Annotated in this window: 15 protein-coding genes; 13 read left to right on the top strand and 2 right to left on the bottom strand. The window is 60.7% G+C overall.

Going from position 1 to position 20,065, the window contains the following annotated elements:
- Positions 1-228 precede the first annotated feature (228 nt).
- The 4 genes from K7A42_RS25380 (at position 229) to K7A42_RS25365 (ending at position 6,363) form a co-directional block, all read left to right on the top strand.
- Positions 229-1,305, top strand: a complete 1,077-nt coding sequence (locus K7A42_RS25380; RefSeq protein ID WP_006697210.1) for an efflux RND transporter periplasmic adaptor subunit — start codon at positions 229-231, stop codon at positions 1,303-1,305.
- Positions 1,305-2,390 carry an efflux RND transporter periplasmic adaptor subunit gene (locus tag K7A42_RS25375; RefSeq protein ID WP_077985806.1) on the top strand — a complete coding sequence of 362 codons (1,086 nt, stop codon included), beginning with the start codon at positions 1,305-1,307 and terminating at the stop codon, positions 2,388-2,390. Before K7A42_RS25380 ends, K7A42_RS25375 begins: the two co-directional genes overlap by 1 nt.
- Positions 2,387-5,458, top strand: a complete 3,072-nt coding sequence (locus K7A42_RS25370; protein ID WP_022563085.1) for an efflux RND transporter permease subunit — start codon at positions 2,387-2,389, stop codon at positions 5,456-5,458. The genes K7A42_RS25375 and K7A42_RS25370 overlap by 4 nt, the downstream gene beginning before the upstream one ends.
- 188 nt (positions 5,459-5,646) lie before the next feature.
- Positions 5,647-6,363, top strand: a complete 717-nt coding sequence (locus tag K7A42_RS25365) for a FadR/GntR family transcriptional regulator (RefSeq protein ID WP_004445862.1) — start codon at positions 5,647-5,649, stop codon at positions 6,361-6,363.
- Here the strand turns inward: K7A42_RS25365 and K7A42_RS25360 are convergent.
- Positions 6,332-7,759, bottom strand: coding sequence for an aspartate ammonia-lyase (locus K7A42_RS25360; protein ID WP_282456104.1), 1,428 nt, complete (start codon positions 7,757-7,759; stop codon positions 6,332-6,334). The two genes, K7A42_RS25365 and K7A42_RS25360, sit on opposite strands and share 32 nt — an antisense overlap.
- 270 nt (positions 7,760-8,029) lie before the next feature.
- On the opposite strand from K7A42_RS25360, the gene K7A42_RS25355 reads away from it, so the two are divergent.
- The 9 genes from K7A42_RS25355 to K7A42_RS25315 all read left to right on the top strand — a co-directional run bounded on the left by K7A42_RS25355 (position 8,030) and on the right by K7A42_RS25315 (position 18,960).
- Complete coding sequence (locus K7A42_RS25355) at positions 8,030-9,481, top strand: amino acid permease (protein ID WP_004445858.1); 1,452 nt, start codon at positions 8,030-8,032, stop codon at positions 9,479-9,481.
- Complete coding sequence (locus K7A42_RS25350; protein ID WP_006697206.1) at positions 9,478-10,425, top strand: asparaginase; 948 nt, start codon at positions 9,478-9,480, stop codon at positions 10,423-10,425. The genes K7A42_RS25355 and K7A42_RS25350 overlap by 4 nt, the downstream gene beginning before the upstream one ends.
- Positions 10,426-10,744: 319 nt before the next feature.
- Positions 10,745-10,834 (top strand): K(+)-transporting ATPase subunit F, encoded by a 90-nt coding sequence (kdpF, locus tag K7A42_RS25345; RefSeq protein ID WP_003506089.1) that lies wholly within the window; start codon positions 10,745-10,747, stop codon positions 10,832-10,834.
- A 33-nt stretch (positions 10,835-10,867) separates the two neighbouring features.
- Complete coding sequence (kdpA, locus tag K7A42_RS25340) at positions 10,868-12,571, top strand: potassium-transporting ATPase subunit KdpA (RefSeq protein ID WP_207590434.1); 1,704 nt, start codon at positions 10,868-10,870, stop codon at positions 12,569-12,571.
- A 9-nt stretch (positions 12,572-12,580) separates the two neighbouring features.
- Positions 12,581-12,745 (top strand): hypothetical protein, encoded by a 165-nt coding sequence (locus tag K7A42_RS25335; RefSeq protein WP_004445852.1) that lies wholly within the window; start codon positions 12,581-12,583, stop codon positions 12,743-12,745.
- Positions 12,746-12,788: 43 nt separating this feature from the next.
- A complete protein-coding gene (kdpB, locus tag K7A42_RS25330; RefSeq protein WP_282456103.1) occupies positions 12,789-14,873 on the top strand; it encodes a potassium-transporting ATPase subunit KdpB in 2,085 nt (694 codons plus the stop codon).
- A 12-nt stretch (positions 14,874-14,885) separates the two neighbouring features.
- Complete coding sequence (gene kdpC / locus K7A42_RS25325; RefSeq protein WP_022563077.1) at positions 14,886-15,452, top strand: potassium-transporting ATPase subunit KdpC; 567 nt, start codon at positions 14,886-14,888, stop codon at positions 15,450-15,452.
- Between the two features lie 54 nt (positions 15,453-15,506).
- The gene (locus K7A42_RS25320) at positions 15,507-18,221 is read left to right on the top strand and encodes a sensor histidine kinase (RefSeq protein ID WP_282456102.1); all 2,715 of its coding nucleotides are present in this window, start codon (positions 15,507-15,509) and stop codon (positions 18,219-18,221) included.
- Positions 18,222-18,270: 49 nt separating this feature from the next.
- Positions 18,271-18,960, top strand: a complete 690-nt coding sequence (locus K7A42_RS25315; protein WP_006697199.1) for a response regulator transcription factor — start codon at positions 18,271-18,273, stop codon at positions 18,958-18,960.
- A gap of 30 nt (positions 18,961-18,990) precedes the next feature.
- On the opposite strand, the gene K7A42_RS25310 is transcribed toward K7A42_RS25315, so the two are convergent.
- Positions 18,991-20,043, bottom strand: coding sequence for a low specificity L-threonine aldolase (locus K7A42_RS25310; protein ID WP_004445845.1), 1,053 nt, complete (start codon positions 20,041-20,043; stop codon positions 18,991-18,993).
- Between the last annotated feature and the right edge of the window lie 22 nt (positions 20,044-20,065).

Below are 20,065 nucleotides of genomic sequence, written 5' to 3'. Positions count from 1 at the left end.
TCTGCCTATCGCACCAGTGCAAAAACCGGAACCGATTTCCGCAGGTGGTTTGATGCTCGGTATGTCAACATATGCCTTTGCTTGCCAGCGAATGCGTCGGGCAGTCTGCAATGATCCTTCTCTAGGGGAGGGATACCCCGAACAGCTCCCAGAGCGACGGCATAAGAATTTCATTGACTATACAGTCAGTCAAATATTATGGATGAGGGCGAAGATCAAGAGGTCAGCATGAGAACCATTCTTATCGCATGGGCGGTGGGCGGCGTTTTTGCCCTGTCATCCTGCAGCAATGAAGAGCCGCCGGCCGAAAAGCCGCTGCGAACTGTCGATGTGGTCAAGGCGGAGAAGCAGCCGATCGACCGTGGCAGCATCATCACCGGCGAAGTGAGGGCGAGGGTTCAGACGGACCTGTCGTTTCGCGTCAGCGGCAAGATCACCGAAAGGCTGGTGGATGTGGGCGCGCGGGTGACGACAGGGCAACTGCTCGCCCGCATCGATCCGGAGGAGCAGAAGGCCGACATCGATGTTGCCCTTGCCAATCTGCAATCGGCAGAAGCACAACAGACGCAGGCACAATTGGCATTCGATCGCCAGCAAAGTCTTTTCCGGACGCAGGTCACCTCGCGCTCGGCCGTCGACAAGGCCCAGGAAACGCTGCTTACCACGCAGGGCGCGGTCAGATCGGCCCAGGCGCAACTCGATACGGCGCGCGACGCGCTGTCGTATACGGAACTCAGGGCCGATGCGGATGGCGTGATCACGGCGCGAAATGTCGAAGTGGGCCAGGTGGCGCAGGCTGCCCAGCTCGTGTTCACGCTGGCGCATGACGGGCCGCGCGACGCCGTGTTTGATGTCTACGAATCTCTTTTCCTGGAGCGCGACATCGACAATCTCGTCAATGTCAGCCTCCTTTCGGATCCCGCCCGCGCCGTGGCGGCTCCCGTGCGGGAAATCTCTCCGACGATCGATCCGGACAATGGTACGATAAGGGTGAAGGTCGGTCTTAACGGCGATCTGACCATGCCGCTTGGTGCGCCGGTATCCGGCCATTTCCGCTTCAGGCAGGTGGATGCCATCGAGCTTCCATGGTCGGCAATGACGTCGCAAAAAGGCCGACCCGCCGTCTGGGTGGTGGATCCGCAATCCTCCGAAGTCTCCATGCGGCCGATCGAGGTTGCGGATTATGAGACCAGTCAATTCGTCGTCTCGGCGGGGCTGAACCCCGGCGATCTCGTGGTCACGGGCGGGACCAAATTCCTCCGGACCGGTGAAAAGGTCGCCTATGAAAAGGGGCAGGCACAATAATGTTCAGGATAAACAGAAGCTTGTTTTTGCTGCTGCCCGCGATGGCGCTCTCGTCCTGTCAGGAAAAGCAGGAGGCCGCCGCCGAGGCGCCGCGACCGGTGCTCTCGGTGGTGGTCGAGGAAAAGTCGGCGGATGCGCTGCAGCTCACCGGAACGGTGGAATCGCGCATTCAGACGGATCTCGGTTTTCGCGTCCTCGGGCGGATCATAGCGCGGAACGTCGATGTCGCCGATCTGGTCAAGAAGGGCGATGTGGTGGCCTCGATCGATCCGCTCGCGCTTGAACTGTCGGTGAAGAGCGCGCAGTCGGATCTTTCCAATGCCGAAGCGCAGCTCGCCAATGCCGTGACCACCGAACAGCGCCAGCGTGTGCTGGCGGAGGCGCGTAGCGGCACCGAGGCGGCGCTGGAGGAAGCCCAACAGGCGACGCGCACCGCCAACGCCTCCGTTGCCAAGGCCCGTGCAAACCTGGACAAGGCGGAAGAACAGCTGGGTTACGCGCAGCTCCATGCGGAATTCGACGGTGTTGTCACGGCCACATCGGGTGAAATCGGCCAGGTTGTTTCCGCCGGCCAGACGGTCGTCACCATCGCCCGCCCGGAAGTGCGCGATGTAGTGGTGGATGTTCCGCAATTTGCGGCGCAGCGTCTGGATATCGGCTCGACCTTCGAGATCGCCCTGCAGCTCGATCCAAAAATCCGAACCACCGGCGTGGTGCGGGAAATCGCCCCGGCAGCCGAAACGGCAACGCGCACACGACGGACCAAGATCAGTCTGCAGGATGCGCCGGCGGCATTCCGCCTCGGTTCCGTCGTCACGGCTTCCGTGCTTGCTGCTTCCGAACCGCGGATCATGCTGCCGGCATCGGCCCTGTTGAAAACGGAGGGCGGCTGGTCGGTCTGGATCGTTAATGCCGACACGGCGACCGTCACGGCGCGCCCGGTCACGATAGAGGGTGAACCCGCCGAAGGCGGCAGCGTGCGCATCACCGGCGGCGTCAAACCCGGCGAGCGCGTCGCCAGCGCCGGCGTTCACAAGCTTAAGGATGGACAGGCCATCAGGATCGATCAGGAGGTCCGTCAGTGAAGAAATTCAATCTTTCAGACTGGGCGCTCGAACACCGTTCGCTTGTCTGGTATTTCATGCTGGTTTTCGTTCTCGCCGGCGTTTTTTCCTATCTCAACCTCGGTCGCGAGGAAGACCCGAACTTCACCATCAAGACCATGGTGATCAGTGCCCAGTGGCCCGGCGCCTCGGCGGAGGAAGTGGCGCGGCAGGTGACCGACAGGATCGAGAAGAAGCTCGAGGAACTCGATAATCTCGATCATCTGCGCAGCCAGACGGTGGCGGGCCGCACGACGATCTTTGTGGAGCTGGTGCCGGAAACCAAGGCGCGCAATGTCGAACCGACCTGGGTGCGGGTGCGCAACATGATCGGCGACATCAAGGGCGAGTTTCCATCCGGCGTGGTCGGCCCCTTCTTCAATGACCGTTTCGGCGACGTTTATGGCAATATCTACGCCTTCACCAGCGACGGCCTCAGCCAACGGCAATTGCGTGACCTGGTGGAAGATGCCCGCGCCAAGGTCTTGACCGTCGACAATATCGGCAAGGTCGATGTCATCGGCGCACAGGACGAGACGATCTATCTGGAATTTTCCACGCGACAGATCGCGGCGCTCGGCATTGATCAGCAGTCCATCATCAAGACATTACAATCGCAGAATGCCGTCACCCAGTCCGGCTTCGTCAATGCAGGACCTGAGCGCGTGGCGCTTCGCGTCAGCGGCCAGTTCACGTCTGAAGACAGTCTGCGGGCGATCAACCTGCGCGTCAACAACCGCTTTTTCCCGTTGACGGAAGTAGCGACGATCCGGCGCGGTTATGTCGATCCGCCGTCCTCGCTGTTCCGTTTCAACGGCCAGCCGGCCATCGGCCTTGCAATCGGCATGAAAACCGGCGCGAACCTGCTGCATTTCGGCGAGGCGCTGGATGCGCAGATGAAACGCGTGGTGGCGGATCTGCCAGTTGGTGTCGATGTGCACCGGGTGTCCGATCAGCCTGCCGTCGTCGATGAGGCGGTGTCGGGCTTCACCTCGGCGCTGTTCGAAGCCATCGCCATCGTCCTTGTCATCAGCTTCATCAGCCTTGGCCTCAGGGCCGGCATGGTGGTGGCGGTTTCCATTCCGCTCGTGCTGGCGATAACCTTCGTCTACATGGAATACACAGGCATTTCGCTGCAACGCATTTCGCTCGGTGCTCTCATCATCGCGCTCGGGCTTCTCGTGGATGATGCGATGATCGCCGTCGAAATGATGGTCGCGCGGCTTGAGGTCGGAGACGATCTCAGAAAAGCGGCGACCTATGTCTACACCTCCACCGCCTTCCCGATGCTGACCGGTACGCTGGTCACCGTTGCCGGCTTTATTCCTGTCGGCCTCAACAACAGCGCAGCGGGTGAGTTTACGTTCACACTCTTCGTGGTGATTGCAGTTTCGCTGATCGTGTCTTGGATCGTCGCGGTTTTGTTCACGCCCCTGCTCGGCGTGACGATTCTGCCGAAGACAATGAAATCTCACCACGAGAAGAAGGGCCGGTTCGCCTCGGCCTTTTCCTGGCTTCTCGGCCGGGCGCTGCGCTGGCGCTGGGTGACGATCATCCTCACCATAACCCTGTTCGGCCTGTCCGTGGGTGGCATGAGCCTCGTGCAGCAGCAGTTCTTCCCGTCCTCGGACCGTGTGGAGCTCATCGTTGACTGGAACCTGCCGCAGAACAGCTCGATTGCCGAAACCAACCGGCAGATGGCGCAGTTCGAGCAGGAAATGCTCGCCAAGAATCCGGATATCGACCACTGGACGACCTATGTCGGTGAAGGCGCGCCGCGCTTCATCCTCTCTTTCGACGTGCAGACTCCTGATGTCACCTTCGGCCAGACCGTCATCGTCACCAAGGGGCTGGACGTGCGGGACAAGGTGCGCGCCGAATTGCAGGAATATCTGGACCGGACATTCGTCGGCACTGACGCCTTCGTGAAACTGCTCGATATCGGCCCGCCGGTCGGTAAGCCGGTGCAATATCGCCTCAGCGGCCCGGATATCCAGAAGGTCCGTGAGCTCGGGCAGCAATTGTCGGGCATTGTCGGCGAGCACCAGCTGTTGTCCAACATGGTCATGGACTGGAACGAACCGACACGTGTGGTGAAGGTGGATGTGCTGCAGGACAAGGCCCGCCAGCTCGGCGTCTCCTCGGAAGATATCGCCAACGCCATGAACAGCATTGTCGAGGGATCTACGGTCACCCAGGTCAGGGACGACATCTACCTCGTGAATGTGGTGGCGCGGGCGCAGTTGTCGGAGCGCGGGTCCATCGAAACCTTGCAGAACCTGCAATTGCCGGCGACCAACGGCAAGGCCGTGCCGCTTTCGGCCATTGCCAATTTCCGCTACGAGCTGGAGCAACCGACCATCTGGCGTCGCGACCGGATACCGACGGTCACCGTCAAGGCTGCCATCATCGGCCCGACGCAGCCCGCAACGATCGTGACGCAGCTGAAGCCGAAAATAGAGGCTTTCGAGAAAACGCTTCCTGTGGGTTACAAGGTGGAGACGGGCGGTTCGGTGGAGTCCAGCGCGGATTCGCAAGCGCCGATCGTCGCCGTGGTGCCGCTGATGTTGTTTGCAATGGCGACGATCCTGATGGTTCAGCTGCAAAGCTTCAGCCGGTTGTTCCTGGTCTTCGCCGTGGCGCCCACGGCCCTGATCGGCGTGGTGGTGGCACTGCTCTTCTCCAATGCGCCAATGGGCTTCGTTGCCATTCTCGGCGTGCTGGCGCTGATCGGCATCCTTATCCGGAACTCGGTCATCCTCGTCGTGCAGATCGAGCATCTGCGAAGCGAAGGTGTCTCGGCCTGGCGTGCCGTCATTGAGGCGACCGAACACCGCATGCGGCCGATCATGCTGACGGCGGCGGCGGCAACGCTTGCCCTCATCCCCATATCCCGGGAAATCTTCTGGGGGCCGATGGCCTATGCGATGATGGGTGGCATTGTGGTCGGCACGGCGCTTACCCTGCTTTTTCTGCCGGCGCTCTACGTTGCCTGGTTTCGTATTCCACGCGAGGATGAGAAGCCGGAGGGCGCAGAAATCCAGGCGTGATATCGGATGCCGGGCGAGGTGGTGGCTGCACTGCCTCCTCGCTCCAATAAAAATATCCACCGTCGTTGTTCCCGCGTGCAGGATGATGTTAGGAAGGTCGGCTTAGCCGCGAGAGCGGCAGCCGTCCTTTTGTATTTGGGCGGTTGCATCGATATCGCGGACATATTGAGAGTGCGGAGGATTTAAAGATGGGCGGTTTGTCGGATTGGCTTGCGGATGGACAGCCGATCAATCGCAAGAATGCCGCGGAAGCGGTGTTCGATGATATCCGTTCCGCCATCACGACAGGCCAGCTTGCGGTCGGTACCCGGCTCCCTTCGGAAGCACATCTCGCAACGCGTTACGGCGTCAGCCGGCCGATTATTCGCGAGGCCCTGCGGTCTCTCCAGACGCTCGGCCTGACACAGACGCGCACAGGCAGCGGCACGTATGTGATGACCCCGACGCCGCCATCGGAACTGAATTACGGTGCCTATTCCGCACGCGACCTGATCGAGGCCCGCCCCTTTATCGAAGTGCCGGCTGCAGGGTGGGCCGCCTTGCGTCGCACGGACGCCCAACTGCAGGTTTTGCTCGATCTCTGTAGCCGCATGGAAACCGAGGAAAGGCCGCATCCCTGGGTATTGCTGGATGGCCAGTTTCATTGCGCCATCGCGGAGGCCTCCGCCAACCGCCTCTTTGCCAAGGTGGTGGCGGACGCCCGCGAGGCCGTCGCCCAGCAATCAGAGATGGTGAACCTTATGGCCGGTCGCCGCGTCGCTTCCAATTTCGAGCATCGCCGGATCGTCGAAGCGATCCGGCGCGGTTCAGCGCCTGAGGCGCGTGAGGCGATGGAGCTTCACCTCGGGCAGGTGAAGCAGGTAGTGACGACGATCATTGGCGAAGATCGGCTTCGCCAGCCGTGACCGCTGGCAGATTGGCAAGGTGCCGTGGACTGAGCGCTTGCTGCAGTTCGGCCTCTGTCATGTAACCACGTTCAAGAACCACCTGCGGCACGGTACGCCCGCTGGCAAGCGCTTCCTTGGCGACTTCCGTCGCCGCATAATAACCGATCAGCGGGTTAAGCGCCGTGGCGAGACCGATTGATTCTTCCACGCGCTGCGCCATGATGGCCGGATTGGCGACGATGCCGTCCACGCATCGCTCTGCCAGTGTGCGGCAGGCGGCGCTTAGCTGACTGATGCTCTGGGAGAGCGCACGCACGATGATCGGCTCGAAGGCGTTCAACTGCAGCTGCCCGGCTTCGGCGGCCATGGTGATGGTGATGTCGTTGCCGATCACCGCATAGGCCACCTGGTTGACCACTTCGGGAATGACCGGATTGATCTTGCCCGGCATGATGCTGGAGCCCGCCTGAACGGAGGGAAGGGTAATTTCGCCAATCCCGGCGCGCGGGCCTGACGAGAGCAGGCGAAGGTCGTTGCAAGTCTTCGACAGCTTTACGGCGACGCGTTTCAGCACGCCGGAGAGGTGCACGAAGGCGCCGGGGTCCTGTGTGGCTTCGATAAGGTCTGCGGCCGTCACCAGCGGCCGGCCGGTCAGTTCCGCCAAATGCCGGCAGGCAAGCTCGGCATAACCGGGCGGTGCGTTGAGCCCGGTGCCGATGGCGGTGGCGCCCAGATTGATCTCATGCAGCAGAGCGGCGGATTCGATCAGACGCGCCTGGTCTTCGCCCAGCATCACCACGAACGTGCGGAACTCCTGGCCGAGCGTCATCGGTACCGCATCCTGCAACTGAGTGCGCCCGATCTTGATGAAGCCGGCGAATTCCTGCGACTTGCGGTCGAAGGCGTCCTTCAGAACGCCCATCGAGGCTGCCAGGTCGTCAATCGCCTCGATCAGGCCAACGTTCACCGCGGTCGGATAAGCATCGTTGGTCGACTGGCTGAGATTGACGTGATCGTTCGGGTGAAGCCGGGCATACTCGCCCTTTTCGTGCCCAAGCAGTTCCAGCGCGCGGTTGGCGATGACCTCATTGGCGTTCATGTTGGTGGATGTGCCGGCTCCGCCCTGGATTTCATCCACAACGAACTGCTCATGAAGAGCGCCGGCGCGGATTTCGCGGCAGGCTTCCGCAATCGCCTCCATCCGATCCCTGTCGAGCAGGCCAAGTTCGTGATTTGCACGTGCGGCCGCCTCTTTCACATAGGCCAAACCCCTTAACAGGTAAGGGTTATGGCCAATGGTCACCCCGGTGATCTTGAAGTTTTCCACCGCGCGCGCGGTGTGCACGCCCCAATAAACATTCGCCGGAATTTCCTTCGACCCGAGCAAATCATGCTCACTGCGCGTCACGCTCACTTATTCCTCCACTGGCTTCTAGCGTTGCAAAATCTGTAAAGCTGTCTTACAGATTTAATGACCATATGCCTGCGGGGGAGGTAGGTCAATATTGGCGAACAGCTCTTGACGAAAGCCATTGTCTCGACTTATGACGGCAAAAATCTGTCATGCAGCTTTACAGCATGAGCGCATTCGCTGGCCATATTTCCAGCCTTGGGGACGACGCCAGTTCCACTTTGATTTCCGGCTAATTGCCGACTACAAGCGTTTTATCGGGAGGATAAATCCATGCATTCTGGAAAAACGGCACCCGCCGAACGTGAGGTCTTCGCCGAAGAGGATCTCGGTTACCATAAAGCCCTGAAGCCGCGCCAGATTCAGATGATTGCCATCGGCGGCGCCATCGGCACGGGTCTCTTTCTGGGTGCCGGCGGGCGTCTCGCACAGGCCGGTCCGGCTCTGGTTTTCGTTTATGCACTCTGCGGCTTCTTCGCGTTTCTCGTGCTGCGTGCGCTCGGCGAGTTGATCATGCATCGCCCCAGCTCCGGTTCTTTCGTGTCCTATGCCCGCGAGTTCTACGGTGAGAAGATGGCCTTTGCGGCCGGCTGGATGTATTGGCTCAACTGGGCGATGACCTCGGTGGCCGATGTCACCGCCGTCGCGCTTTATATGAATTTCTTCAAGCAATACGTACCGTGGCTTGCGGGCATCGATCAGTGGGTATTCGCGATGACGGCGCTGGTGGTCGTACTGGCGATGAACATGCTGTCGGTGAAGGTGTTCGGGGAACTGGAGTTCTGGTTCAGCCTGATCAAGGTGCTGGCGCTCGCGATCTTCCTCGTCGTCGGCGTTTATTTCGTCATTTTCGGTACGCCCATCGAAGGCCACGTTACCGGCTTCAGCCTCATTACTGACAATGGCGGCTTCTTCCCGAATGGCATTCTTCCAGCCTTCGTCATCATCCAGGGCGTGGTATTCGCCTATGCCTCGATCGAGTTGATCGGTACGGCAGCAGGCGAAACCGAGGACCCGCGCAAGGTTATGCCGCGCGCCATCCGCGCCGTCGTCCTGCGTCTCGTCGTGTTTTACGTCGGCTCGGTGCTGTTGTTCACGCTGCTCCTGCCCTACACGGCCTACAAGGCCGGTGAGAGCCCTTTCGTTACCTTCTTCGGCTCCATCGGCGTGCAGGGTGCCGATGTCATTATGAACCTTGTTGTTCTGACCGCCGTCCTGTCCTCGCTCAATGCCGGGCTCTATTCCACCGGCCGCATCCTTCACTCCATGGCTGTCTCCGGCTCGGCCCCGGCAGCGCTGGCGAAGATGAACAAGAATGGCGTGCCTTATGGTGGCATCGCGGTTACTGCCGTCGTTACCGTGTTCGGCGTCGCACTCAACGCCGTTGTCCCCGCAGCCGCGTTCGAAATCGCGCTCAACCTGTCAGCGCTTGGCATCATCTGCGCCTGGGCCGTCATCGTGCTCTGCCAGCTCAAACTCTGGCAGCTTTCGCAGCGCGGTGAACTGGTGCGTCCGGATTTCCGCATGTTCGGCGCGCCCTATACCGGCATCCTCACGCTCGTTTTTCTGTTCGGCGTGCTGGTGCTGATGGCCTTCGACTATCCCGTCGGCTCCTGGACCATCGCTTCGCTGCTGATTATCATCCCGGCGCTCGTCATCGGCTGGTATCTGCTGCGTGACCGCATCTATCGCCTTGCGGCTGAACGCGCGGGAGCATCGCATTGAGCGGGCAGGGCGCGATACCTCTGGTGGCGGTCATCGCCACCGGTGGCACCATCGCCAGTCGGCGCGGTGCCGATGGTGCCAGCACGCCCAGCCTTTCCGGTGAAGATCTGCTTGCGCTGGTACCGGAAATCGGCGCCCGGCTGAAGCCGGTGGACCTCATGGCGAAAGATTCGTCCAGCCTGACGCTTGCCGACATGCAGACCATCAGCGATGCCGTTCGTATCGAACTCGACGATCCCGAAGTGGCGGGTATCGTGGTTCTGCACGGAACCGATGCAATGGAGGAATCCTCGCTACTCGTCCATTTGCAGCACGCCATCACGAAGCCGGTGGTCTTCACCGGCGCACAGTTTACGGCAGACCATAAGGACGCAGACGGACCGGCAAATCTGGCTCGAGCCATAGAAACAGCGCTCGATCAGGCGAATGCTGCTAAGGGTGTGCTTCTCTCCTTCGGCGGTCGCTGTCTCTCGGCCTGGGGGCTCTACAAGCTGAGCGCGGACGAGGCAGACGCATTCCGCTCGACCCGGCCACTGGCTGCCGCCCGAACACCGTTGCTTGCCGCCCCGGTGGCCGATCAGCGCGTCGATATCGTTGCCATTCATCCTGGCTGTGATGCCACCCATATCGATGCAAGCCTTCAGGCGGGCGCGAAAGGCATCGTTCTTGCTGGACTTGGTTCCGGGAATGCCAATCCGCGTATCGCCGAAGCCGTGAAGCGCTGCGCCGAACGCGGCGTTCCGGTCGTCGTCTCCAGCCGCGTGCCGGAAGGGCGGCTCGTGGCGAGTTACGGCGGCGGCGGCGGTGGACATGATCTCGTCGCGGCGGGCGCCGTGCATTCAGCCACACTTCGTCCGGGTCAGGCGCGCATTTTGCTGGCCGCGCTGCTGGCGGACAAAAGTCCGGCGGAAACCATCGTTTCCGCTTTCGGTGACAACAGCTGACTTGATTGGCGGAAGCGATGTCCGGTCAGCGGGCATCGAAATTCCTATAGGATTCCTATTTTATTGCCCCTGTGGCCGTCTCGAACCTTTATGCGGTTCGGGTGCATTCTTCTGTGCGGGAAGGGATGGTGTTTCTTCCCAGCCAGAAAGAATGAAAAGCGACGTCCCACATGACGGCGCTTTTCTTCCTGTCCGGCTCCTCGATTAAAAAGGAGTCCCATCAATGATGGATATTGTTCTGATCGGCGCAGCCACGGTGTTCTTCGCCCTCTGCTTTGCCTACACGCGCGCCTGCGACCGGCTTTAGACGGAGGCTGCGATGACGTTTGATTATATCCTGAGCGGCGCCGTCACGGTCTTTATCGCTGCCTATCTCACCTATGCTCTCATTCGCCCCGAACGTTTCTGATCGGGAAGCGGCGGCTGTTGAAAGTTTGATACCATGACCCTCAATGGATGGTTCCAGGTCCTGCTTTTCTGCGGGATCATTTTTGCGCTGGTGAAGCCGCTTGGCTTCTATATGGCGCGTGTCTTCAATGGCGAGCGCACGCTGCTGTCGCCGGTTCTTGTGCCGGTCGAGCGCGGACTTTACGCCCTTGCCGGGACAAGTGAGCGTGAGGAGCAGCACTGGACGACCTATGCGGTCTCCATGCTTCTCTTCAATCTTCTCGGTTTCGCCCTGCTCTATGCCCTGATGCGCTTTCAGGCCGTGCTACCCTATAATCCGCAGGGAATGGCGGCCGTCGGACCAGAATTGTCCTTCAATACGGCCGTCAGCTTCGTCACCAACACCAACTGGCAGAATTATGGCGGCGAAAGCACGCTTTCCTATCTGACCCAGATGGCCGGTCTCACCGTGCAGAACTTCGTTTCCGCCGCAACCGGCATGGCAATCGCCATCGGCCTGATCCGCGCATTCTCGCGCGCTTCCGGCAAGGCGATCGGCAACTTCTGGGTGGATATGGTCCGCTCCACGCTCTACGTGTTATTACCCCTCTGCATCGTGCTGACGCTCGTCTACGTCTGGCTCGGCGTGCCGCAGACGCTCGGCGCCTATGTGAACGCGCAGACGCTGGAAGGCGCGCAGCAGACGATTGCCGTCGGCCCTGTCGCATCGCAGCTCGCGATCAAGATGCTGGGCACCAATGGCGGCGGCTTCTTCAACGCCAATTCGGCGCATCCCTTCGAAAACCCCGATGCCATTTCCAATATGATCCAGATGGTATCGATCTTCGCCATCGGCGCAGCTTTCACCAATGTCTTCGGTCGCATGGTCGGCAACCAGCGCCAGGGCTGGGCTATCCTTGCGGCCATGGGCGTGCTGTTCATCGCCGGCGTTGCCGTCACCTACTGGGCGGAAGCAGCCGGAAACCCGCTGATGCACAGCTTCGGTCTTGCAGGCGGCAATATGGAAGGCAAGGAAGTCCGTTTCGGATTGGCGCTCTCGTCGCTCTTCGCGGTCATCACCACGGCTGCGTCCTGCGGCGCGGTCAATGCCATGCACGGCAGCTTCACGGCCTTGGGTGGTCTCATCCCGCTCATCAACATGCAGCTGGGCGAGGTGATCGTCGGCGGGGTCGGCGCGGGCTTTTACGGCATTCTGCTCTTCATCGTCATCGCCATCTTCGTGGCAGGGCTGATGGTCGGGCGCACGCCGGAATATCTCGGCAAGAAGATCGAGGCGAAGGAAATGAAGATGGCGGTTCTGGCCATTCTCTGCCTGCCGCTCGCCATGCTGGTCTTCACCGCCACTGCCACCATCCTGCCCTCGGCTGTGGCATCGATTGGGACCGCGGGCCCGCACGGCTTTTCCGAAATCCTCTATGCCTACACCTCGGCGGCCGCCAATAACGGTTCGGCCTTCGGTGGCCTGACCGGGAACACGACCTGGTACAACATCACGCTTGGTCTCGGCATGTTGATGGGCCGCTTTCTGGTCATCATTCCCGCACTCGCCATTGCGGGTTCGCTGGTCACCAAGAAGACCGTTCCGGCCTCTGCAGGCACCTTCCCGACGGATGGCCCGCTTTTCGTTGGCCTGCTGGTCGGCACGATCCTGATCGTCGGCGGCCTTACCTTCCTGCCTGCGCTGGCGCTCGGCCCGGTTGCCGAACATCTCGTCATGGCGGCAGGTCAGCTTTTTTGAGGTGATGTCATGAACGAAGGCAAATCCGCACGTCGCCGCATCGTTCCCGCCCGCAACGGCGCTCCCGTCAGAGGCAGCGCCACGCCCGGCGGCTGGTGCGCCTCCAATCTCATTCTCGCGATGATGGCGGCTCTGTTCGCCGCCGTTGTCGCTCTCGAAGTTATCACGGGCTGATCGACCCTCATCGGTCGCCCTGTTCAAACGCTGGAGCCTCTTCATGAGCCAGTCAAAACAAGTGAGCATCCTCGATTCTCGCATTCTCGTGCCGGCCATCGCCGCCGCATTCAAAAAGCTCAACCCGCGCACGCTTGCGCGCAATCCGGTCATGTTCGTTGTTGCGACGGTGTCAGTGCTGACCACGGTGCTGTTCATCCGCGATCTCATCACGGGCGGTGCCAATCTGGGCTTCTCCTTCCAGATCAATCTCTGGCTTTGGTTCACCGTGCTGTTCGCCAATTTCGCCGAAGCCGTCGCCGAAGGGCGCGGCAAGGCGCAGGCGGATTCGCTGCGCCGGACCCGCACAGAAACCCAGGCGAAACTGCTCACCGGCGATGACCGTAGCCAATACAGTATGGTGGCGGGCACCAGCCTGAAGGTGAACGATATCGTTCTTGTAGAGGCAGGCGATATCATCCCTTCCGATGGAGAGGTTATTGAAGGTGTTGCTTCGGTAAACGAGGCGGCGATAACAGGCGAATCCGCCCCGGTCATCCGCGAATCCGGTGGCGACCGCTCTGCCGTCACCGGCGGCACGCAGGTGCTGTCGGACTGGATAAGGGTCCGCATCACCGCTGCTGCCGGCTCCACCTTCCTCGACCGGATGATTTCCCTGGTCGAAGGTGCTGAACGCCAGAAAACGCCGAACGAGATTGCGCTCAACATTCTTCTCGCAGGCATGACGCTGATCTTCGTTCTGGCCACCGCGACCATACCGAGTTTCGCGGCCTATGCCGGCGGTTCGATCCCGATCATCGTGCTGGTGGCGCTGTTCGTCACGCTTATCCCCACCACCATCGGCGCGCTTCTGTCGGCGATCGGCATCGCCGGCATGGACAGGCTGGTGCGTTTCAACGTGCTCGCCATGTCCGGCCGCGCCGTCGAGGCTGCTGGCGACGTGGACACGCTGTTGCTCGACAAGACCGGCACGATCACGCTCGGGAACCGGCAGGCGACCGAGTTCCGCCCCGTCGCCGGCGTTTCCGAGCAGGAACTGGCCGATGCGGCCCAGCTTGCGTCCCTTGCTGACGAAACACCTGAAGGTCGCTCCATTGTGGTTCTGGCGAAGGAGAAATATGGCATCCGTGCCCGTGACATGCAGAAGCTGCATGCCAATTTCGTCCCCTTCACCGCCCAGACCCGCATGAGCGGTGTCGATTTCGAAGGCTCCTCCATTCGCAAGGGGGCGGTCGACGCCGTTCTTTCCTATGTTGACGGCGGCGCTTCGCAACAGGGCAATGTGGCGCTTGCCGTCAAAACCGAAACGGATGCCATGCGCGGCATAAGGACAATTGCCGAAGAAATTGCCAAGACCGGGGGCACGCCGCTCGCCGTTGTTCGGGATGGCAAGCTTCTCGGCGTCGTGCAGCTGAAGGATATCGTCAAGGGCGGCATTCGCGAGCGTTTTGCGGAGCTTCGCCGCATGGGCATCCGCACTGTCATGATCACTGGCGACAATCCGATGACCGCCGCCGCAATTGCTGCGGAAGCGGGTGTCGATGATTTCCTCGCCCAGGCGACACCGGAAAACAAGCTGGAGCTTATCCGCGAGGAGCAGGCGAAGGGCAAGCTCGTCGCCATGTGCGGTGACGGCACCAATGATGCTCCCGCGCTGGCGCAGGCCGATGTCGGCGTTGCCATGAACACCGGTACCGTGGCCGCCCGCGAGGCGGGCAACATGGTCGATCTCGACAGCGATCCGACCAAGCTCATCGAGATCGTCGAAATCGGCAAGCAGTTGCTGATGACGCGCGGTGCACTGACCACCTTCTCGATTGCCAACGACATCGCCAAATATTTTGCCATCATTCCGGCAATGTTCCTGGCGCTCTATCCGCAGCTTGGCGTCCTGAATGTCATGGGACTTTCGACGCCGCAGAGCGCCATCCTCTCGGCCATCATGTTCAACGCGCTTATCATCATCGCGCTGATCCCGCTCTCGCTGAAGGGCGTCAAATATCGCCCGATCGGTGCAGGTGCGCTGCTATCGCGCAATCTGGTCATCTATGGCTTCGGCGGCATCATCGTTCCCTTTATCGGCATCAAGGCCATCGACCTCGCCATCACGGCGCTCGGTCTCGCCTGAGGAGTAAAGACAATGTTTAGACAGCTTCGTCCCGCACTGGTGCTGATCCTCGCCACCACGGCCATCACCGGCCTTGCCTATCCGCTCGGCATGACGGGCCTGGCGCAGGCGCTTTTTCCCGCGCAGGCCAATGGCAGCCTGATCGAAAAAAATGGCACGGTGGTCGGATCGCAATTGATCGGGCAGGCCTTCACTGGCGAGACTTATTTTCATGGTCGTCCTTCCGCCGCCGGCGATGGCTATAATGCGGCCTCGTCCTCCGGCTCCAATCTCGGGCCGACGAGCGCCAAGCTTATCGACCGGGTGAAACAGGATTACGAGGCCGCGAAAGCTGAAAATCCGGCCTCGGCGGTGCCGGCCGATCTGGTGACGGCCTCGGGCAGCGGTCTCGATCCGCATGTTTCGCCGGAAGCCGCCTATTTCCAGGTTCCGCGTGTCGCCAAAGCGAGGGGCATGGATGAAGCGGCGTTGCGCGCCATCGTTGAGCGTCATGTCGAAGCTCCGGAACTCGGCTTCATGGGCGAGCCCGTTGTAAACGTTCTTGCGCTCAACATGGCTCTTGACGCAGCCGGCTCATGAATTGAAATGGCTATGGCTTGTTCGCAAGCCATAGCCTCGACCACTGGTGGTTAAATGCCTGACGATATCAGCAACATGCCCGGCCGGCCGTCGCCCGATGCGCTTCTGGAAAACGCCAGGCGCGAGGCGCGGGGCCGGTTGAAGATTTTTTTGGGCGCCGCACCCGGTGTCGGCAAGACCTATGAAATGTTGATGTCAGGCCGGGCGAAGCTTGCGGATGGCGTCGACACCATTATCGGCGTCGTGGAAACGCATGGCCGCAGGGAGACCGAGGCATTGGTCGAGGGGCTGGAGGTCGTCCCTCGCAAACGTATCGATTATCGCGGCCAGATGCTTGAGGAGATGGATATCGACGCGATCCTCGCGCGTCGCCCCGACCTGGTTCTGGTCGATGAACTTGCTCACACCAATGCTGCAGGCAGCCGCCACCCCAAGCGTTATATGGATGTTCAGGAAATCCTCGCGCAGGGCATCGATGTCTACACAACGCTGAACATCCAGCATGTTGAAAGCCTGAATGATGTGGTGGCGCAGATTACCCGCATCCGTGTCCGTGAAACCGTGCCCGACAGCATCATCGACCGGGCCGATGATGTCGAAATCATCGATATTACGCCTGATGACCTCATCAAGCGGCTGCAGGATGGCAAGGTTTACCTGCCCCGTACGGCACGGCGCGCCATCGAGAATTATTTTTCGCGCGGTAACCTGACGGCATTGCGCGAGCTGGCGCTCCGGCGCACCGCGCAGCGGGTGGATGAGCAATTGCTCAATCACATGCAATCCCATGCCATCTCTGGCCCCTGGGCGGCCGGAGACAGGGTTGTGGTCTGTCTTGATCATGGCGGCAACGGCCCCGGTCTTGTGCGTTATGCCCGAAGGCAGGCGGACCGGCTGCGCGCACCATGGACCGCACTGCATCTCGACACGCCGCGGTCGCAGCAATTGTCGGAGGCGGAGAAGGACCGGCTGGCCGGCACCATGCGGCTTGCCCAGCAGCTTGGCGGCGAGACGGTAACCCTGCCGGCGCTTGACCTGACGCGGGAGATCATCTCCTACGCCAATACAAACAATTTCACCCACATCATCATCGGTCGCCCGCGAAAATCCTGGTGGCAGCGAATTTTTCAGCGCTCGCTGACGCATGATCTGATCGACCATGCCGGCGATATCAGTGTGCACGTCATTTCCGGCGACAAGAATGAAGAGAAGCCGGCGCAATCCGTGAAGGCCGCACCGTCCCGCTCGCGCTGGTCGATAGGCTCCTATCTCAACAGCACGCTGTTCGTAGCGCTCGCCATCGTTGTCGGCATCGTGCTTGACCGGACGCTCGACGTTCAGAATCTGGCGCTCGTTTTTCTCATGGCCGTGCTGGCGGCCGCTGTTCGCGGAGGACTTGGACCTGCGTTGTATGCCTCGCTGCTTGGCGCCGTCGCATTCAATTTTTTCTTTCTGGAACCACGATACACGCTGACGGTCAGCGCGCCGGACAGCGTTCTGGCGTTGCTTTTTTATCTCGGAGTGGCGCTTGTTGCCTCCAACCTCACGGTTGCGGTGCAACGGCAGGCGGCCTCGGCGCGGGTAAGGGCGCGCACGACGGAAGATCTCTACCTGTTTTCCAAAAAGCTTGCCGGAACGGCGACGCTGGATGATGTGTTGTGGGCTACCGCTTACCAGATGGCTTCGATGTTGAAGGTGAGGGTGGTGCTGCTTCTGCCTGAGAACAACGCCATTGCCGTCAAGGCCGGTTATCCGCCCGATGACACGCTGGTGGATGCCGATATCGCGGCCGCGCAATGGGCATGGGAACACGACAAGGCGGCTGGTCGCGGCGCAGACACATTGCCGGGCGCCCGGCGGCTTTATCTGCCGCTCCGCACCGGCAGCGGTGCCGTCGGCGTCGTCGGGTTGGATGATGACCGAAGCGGGCTGCTTTTGACACCTGAACAACAGCGCCTGTTTGATGCGCTGGCCGACCAGGCTGCACTCGCGATCGAACGTATCCAGCTTGCCTCGGATGTCGACAAGGCAAGGCTGGCCGCGGAAACCGACCGACTGCGCACAGCACTCCTCACTTCCATTTCCCACGACCTCAAAACCCCGCTCGCGGCTATTCTGGGTTCGGCCGGAACGCTGAAGGACTTTGCCGAGGACATCCCGCCCGATGCGCGCGCCGATCTGCTTTCGACGATCGTTGAGGAATCCGAACGGCTGAACCGCTTCATCTCCAATCTTCTCGATATGACGCGGATCGGATCGGGTGCAATGGAGCCGAATTACGGGCTGCATTTCCTTGGCGACATGGTCGGGACAGCGCTTTCGCGTGCCGCGAAAATCATTGTGCGGCATGAGGTTGTCCTGGATATTCCGCCTGATCTGCCGATGCTTAGGGTCGATCCCGTGCTATTCGAACAGGTCCTGTTCAACCTCATAGACAACGCGGCCAAATATGCTCCCGGACACACGGTCATCGAACTCCGGGGCTGGCAGCAGGGAAGGCACGTCTTCCTGTCCGTGGCCGATGAGGGGCCGGGCTTTCCTCCCGAAGATGCGGAGCGGGTGTTCGACAGCTTCTACCGGGTGCGCAAGACCGATCAGGTGCAGGCGGGAACCGGACTGGGGCTATCCATCTGCAAGGGTTTCATCGAGGCCATGGGTGGCTCGATTCGTGCGGAGAACAGGCAGGATCGGGGAGGTGCGCAATTCACGGTAACTTTGCCCGTTCCCGCCAACGCGCCTGTGCTAGATCATGAAAAGGGCGCCGCCTGAGCCGAAATGGCGACCCCGCTCCCACTACGCCGCCAAAGGAGACCCTGGAATGACCAATTCCGCCGTTAACATTCTGATCGTTGACGATGAACCGCCGATCCGCAAGCTTTTGCGGGTGGGGTTGTCGACGCAGGATTATACGGTAAGCGAGGCGATGAATGCGAAGGTGGCGATGGAGCTGGTCGAGCAGGACAAGCCCGATCTCGTCATTCTCGATCTCGGCCTGCCGGATATGTCGGGACACGATCTTCTGGCGAAATGGCGCAGCGAGGGGGTGGCGTTGCCGGTCATCATCCTGTCCAGCCGAACCGATGAAGCAGGTATCGTCAAGGCACTCGAACTGGGAGCCGACGACTACATTACAAAGCCCTTCGGCATGAACGAACTCGTCGCCCGCATCCGTGTCGCGCTGCGCCACCGGCTCCAGAGCCAGGGTGAACGGCCTGTCTTTCAGACCGGCGATCTTTCGGTCGATCTTGTCCGGCGTATCGTCAGGGTGGAGGACCGGGAGGTGAAGCTCTCCCCGAAGGAATACGATATTCTGCGGGTGCTGGTTCAGCACGCAGGCAAGGTGCTGACGCACCGCTTCCTGCTGGAGCACGTATGGGATGAACTGACCGACGTGCAATATTTGCGGGTCTATGTGCGCCAATTGCGCCAGAAGATCGAAAAAATCCCCGACCAGCCCCGTTACATCCTGACAGAAACCGGGGTGGGTTACCGGTTGCAGGAGGTTTGAGGGCGCCGCAAGGCGACGCCCTCCGATATCTCAGACGGCAGCGCAGATGGACAGGAATTCATCTACATCGGCCTCGGTCGTCGCAAAGCTGGTGACCATGCGGATCAGTACTTCGTCCTTGCCGACTTTTTCCGGCATGTCGCGCGGTTCCAGCCAGTCATAGAACCTTGCGCCTTTTTCCGTCGCTGCTTGCGCGGCTGCCTTTGGCAAAATGGCGAAAACTTCGTTGGCCTGGGTCGGCCAGGCGAGGCGCGCGCTGTTCAGCGAGCCGAAGCCCGCGCGCAGCCGGTTAGCCATGGCATTGGCATGGCTGGCGAGACCGAGCCAAAGATCATCCTGCAGATAGGCTTCAAACTGCGCTGCTATGAAACGTGACTTCGAAAACAGTTGCGCTGTGCGTTTGCGCAGGAACGAGAAATCCCGAGCGAGCGAAGGATCGAAGAAAACGATCGCTTCCGCGCACCAGCAGCCATTTTTCGTGCCGCCGAAAGACAGCACGTCAACGCCGCGTTTCCAGGTCATTTCAGCCGGCGTGGTGTCAAGCGCGGCCAGCGCATTGGCAAAACGCGCGCCGTCCATATGCAGCGGCAGGCCGTTTTCCTTGGCGATTTTGGAGATGGCTTCAATTTCGTCGAGTGTGTAGACGGTGCCGGCTTCGGTCGCCTGCGTCATGGTGATGGCGGCGGCACGGCCGTGGTGAACGGCATCCTGCGGATAGCGGGCAATGCGCTCGATCAGGTTTTCCGGCAGCATCTTGCCGTTCGGCCCTTCGACTGCGACCATGCGCATGCCGGAAAAGAAATCCGGCGCGCCGCATTCGTCCTCGATCACATGGGCTTCCGAATGGCAGAAGGTGAGGCCGCCGGCGCGAGCGATGCTGGCCAGCGAAAGCGAATTGGCCGCCGTGCCGGTGGCGACGAAAAACACCGCAACCTCGCGCTCGAATATCTCGTTGAAGCGCTTTTCGATGGAGAGATCGAGTTCGCTGGTGCCATAGGCGGAGGCAAACCGGGTGGATTCCCGCGAAAGCCGTTCATTGACGGCCGGGTGGGCGCCAGCCCAATTGTCTGAAGCAAAAAACATCTCTGAAGGCTTTCCGATAGCT

It is taken from the genome of Agrobacterium sp. InxBP2, from assembly GCF_026191755.1.
Taxonomy (GTDB): domain Bacteria; phylum Pseudomonadota; class Alphaproteobacteria; order Rhizobiales; family Rhizobiaceae; genus Agrobacterium; species Agrobacterium pusense.
The sequence above is the reverse complement of the archived record's forward strand: the minus strand, read 5'-3'. Positions and strand labels throughout refer to the sequence as shown.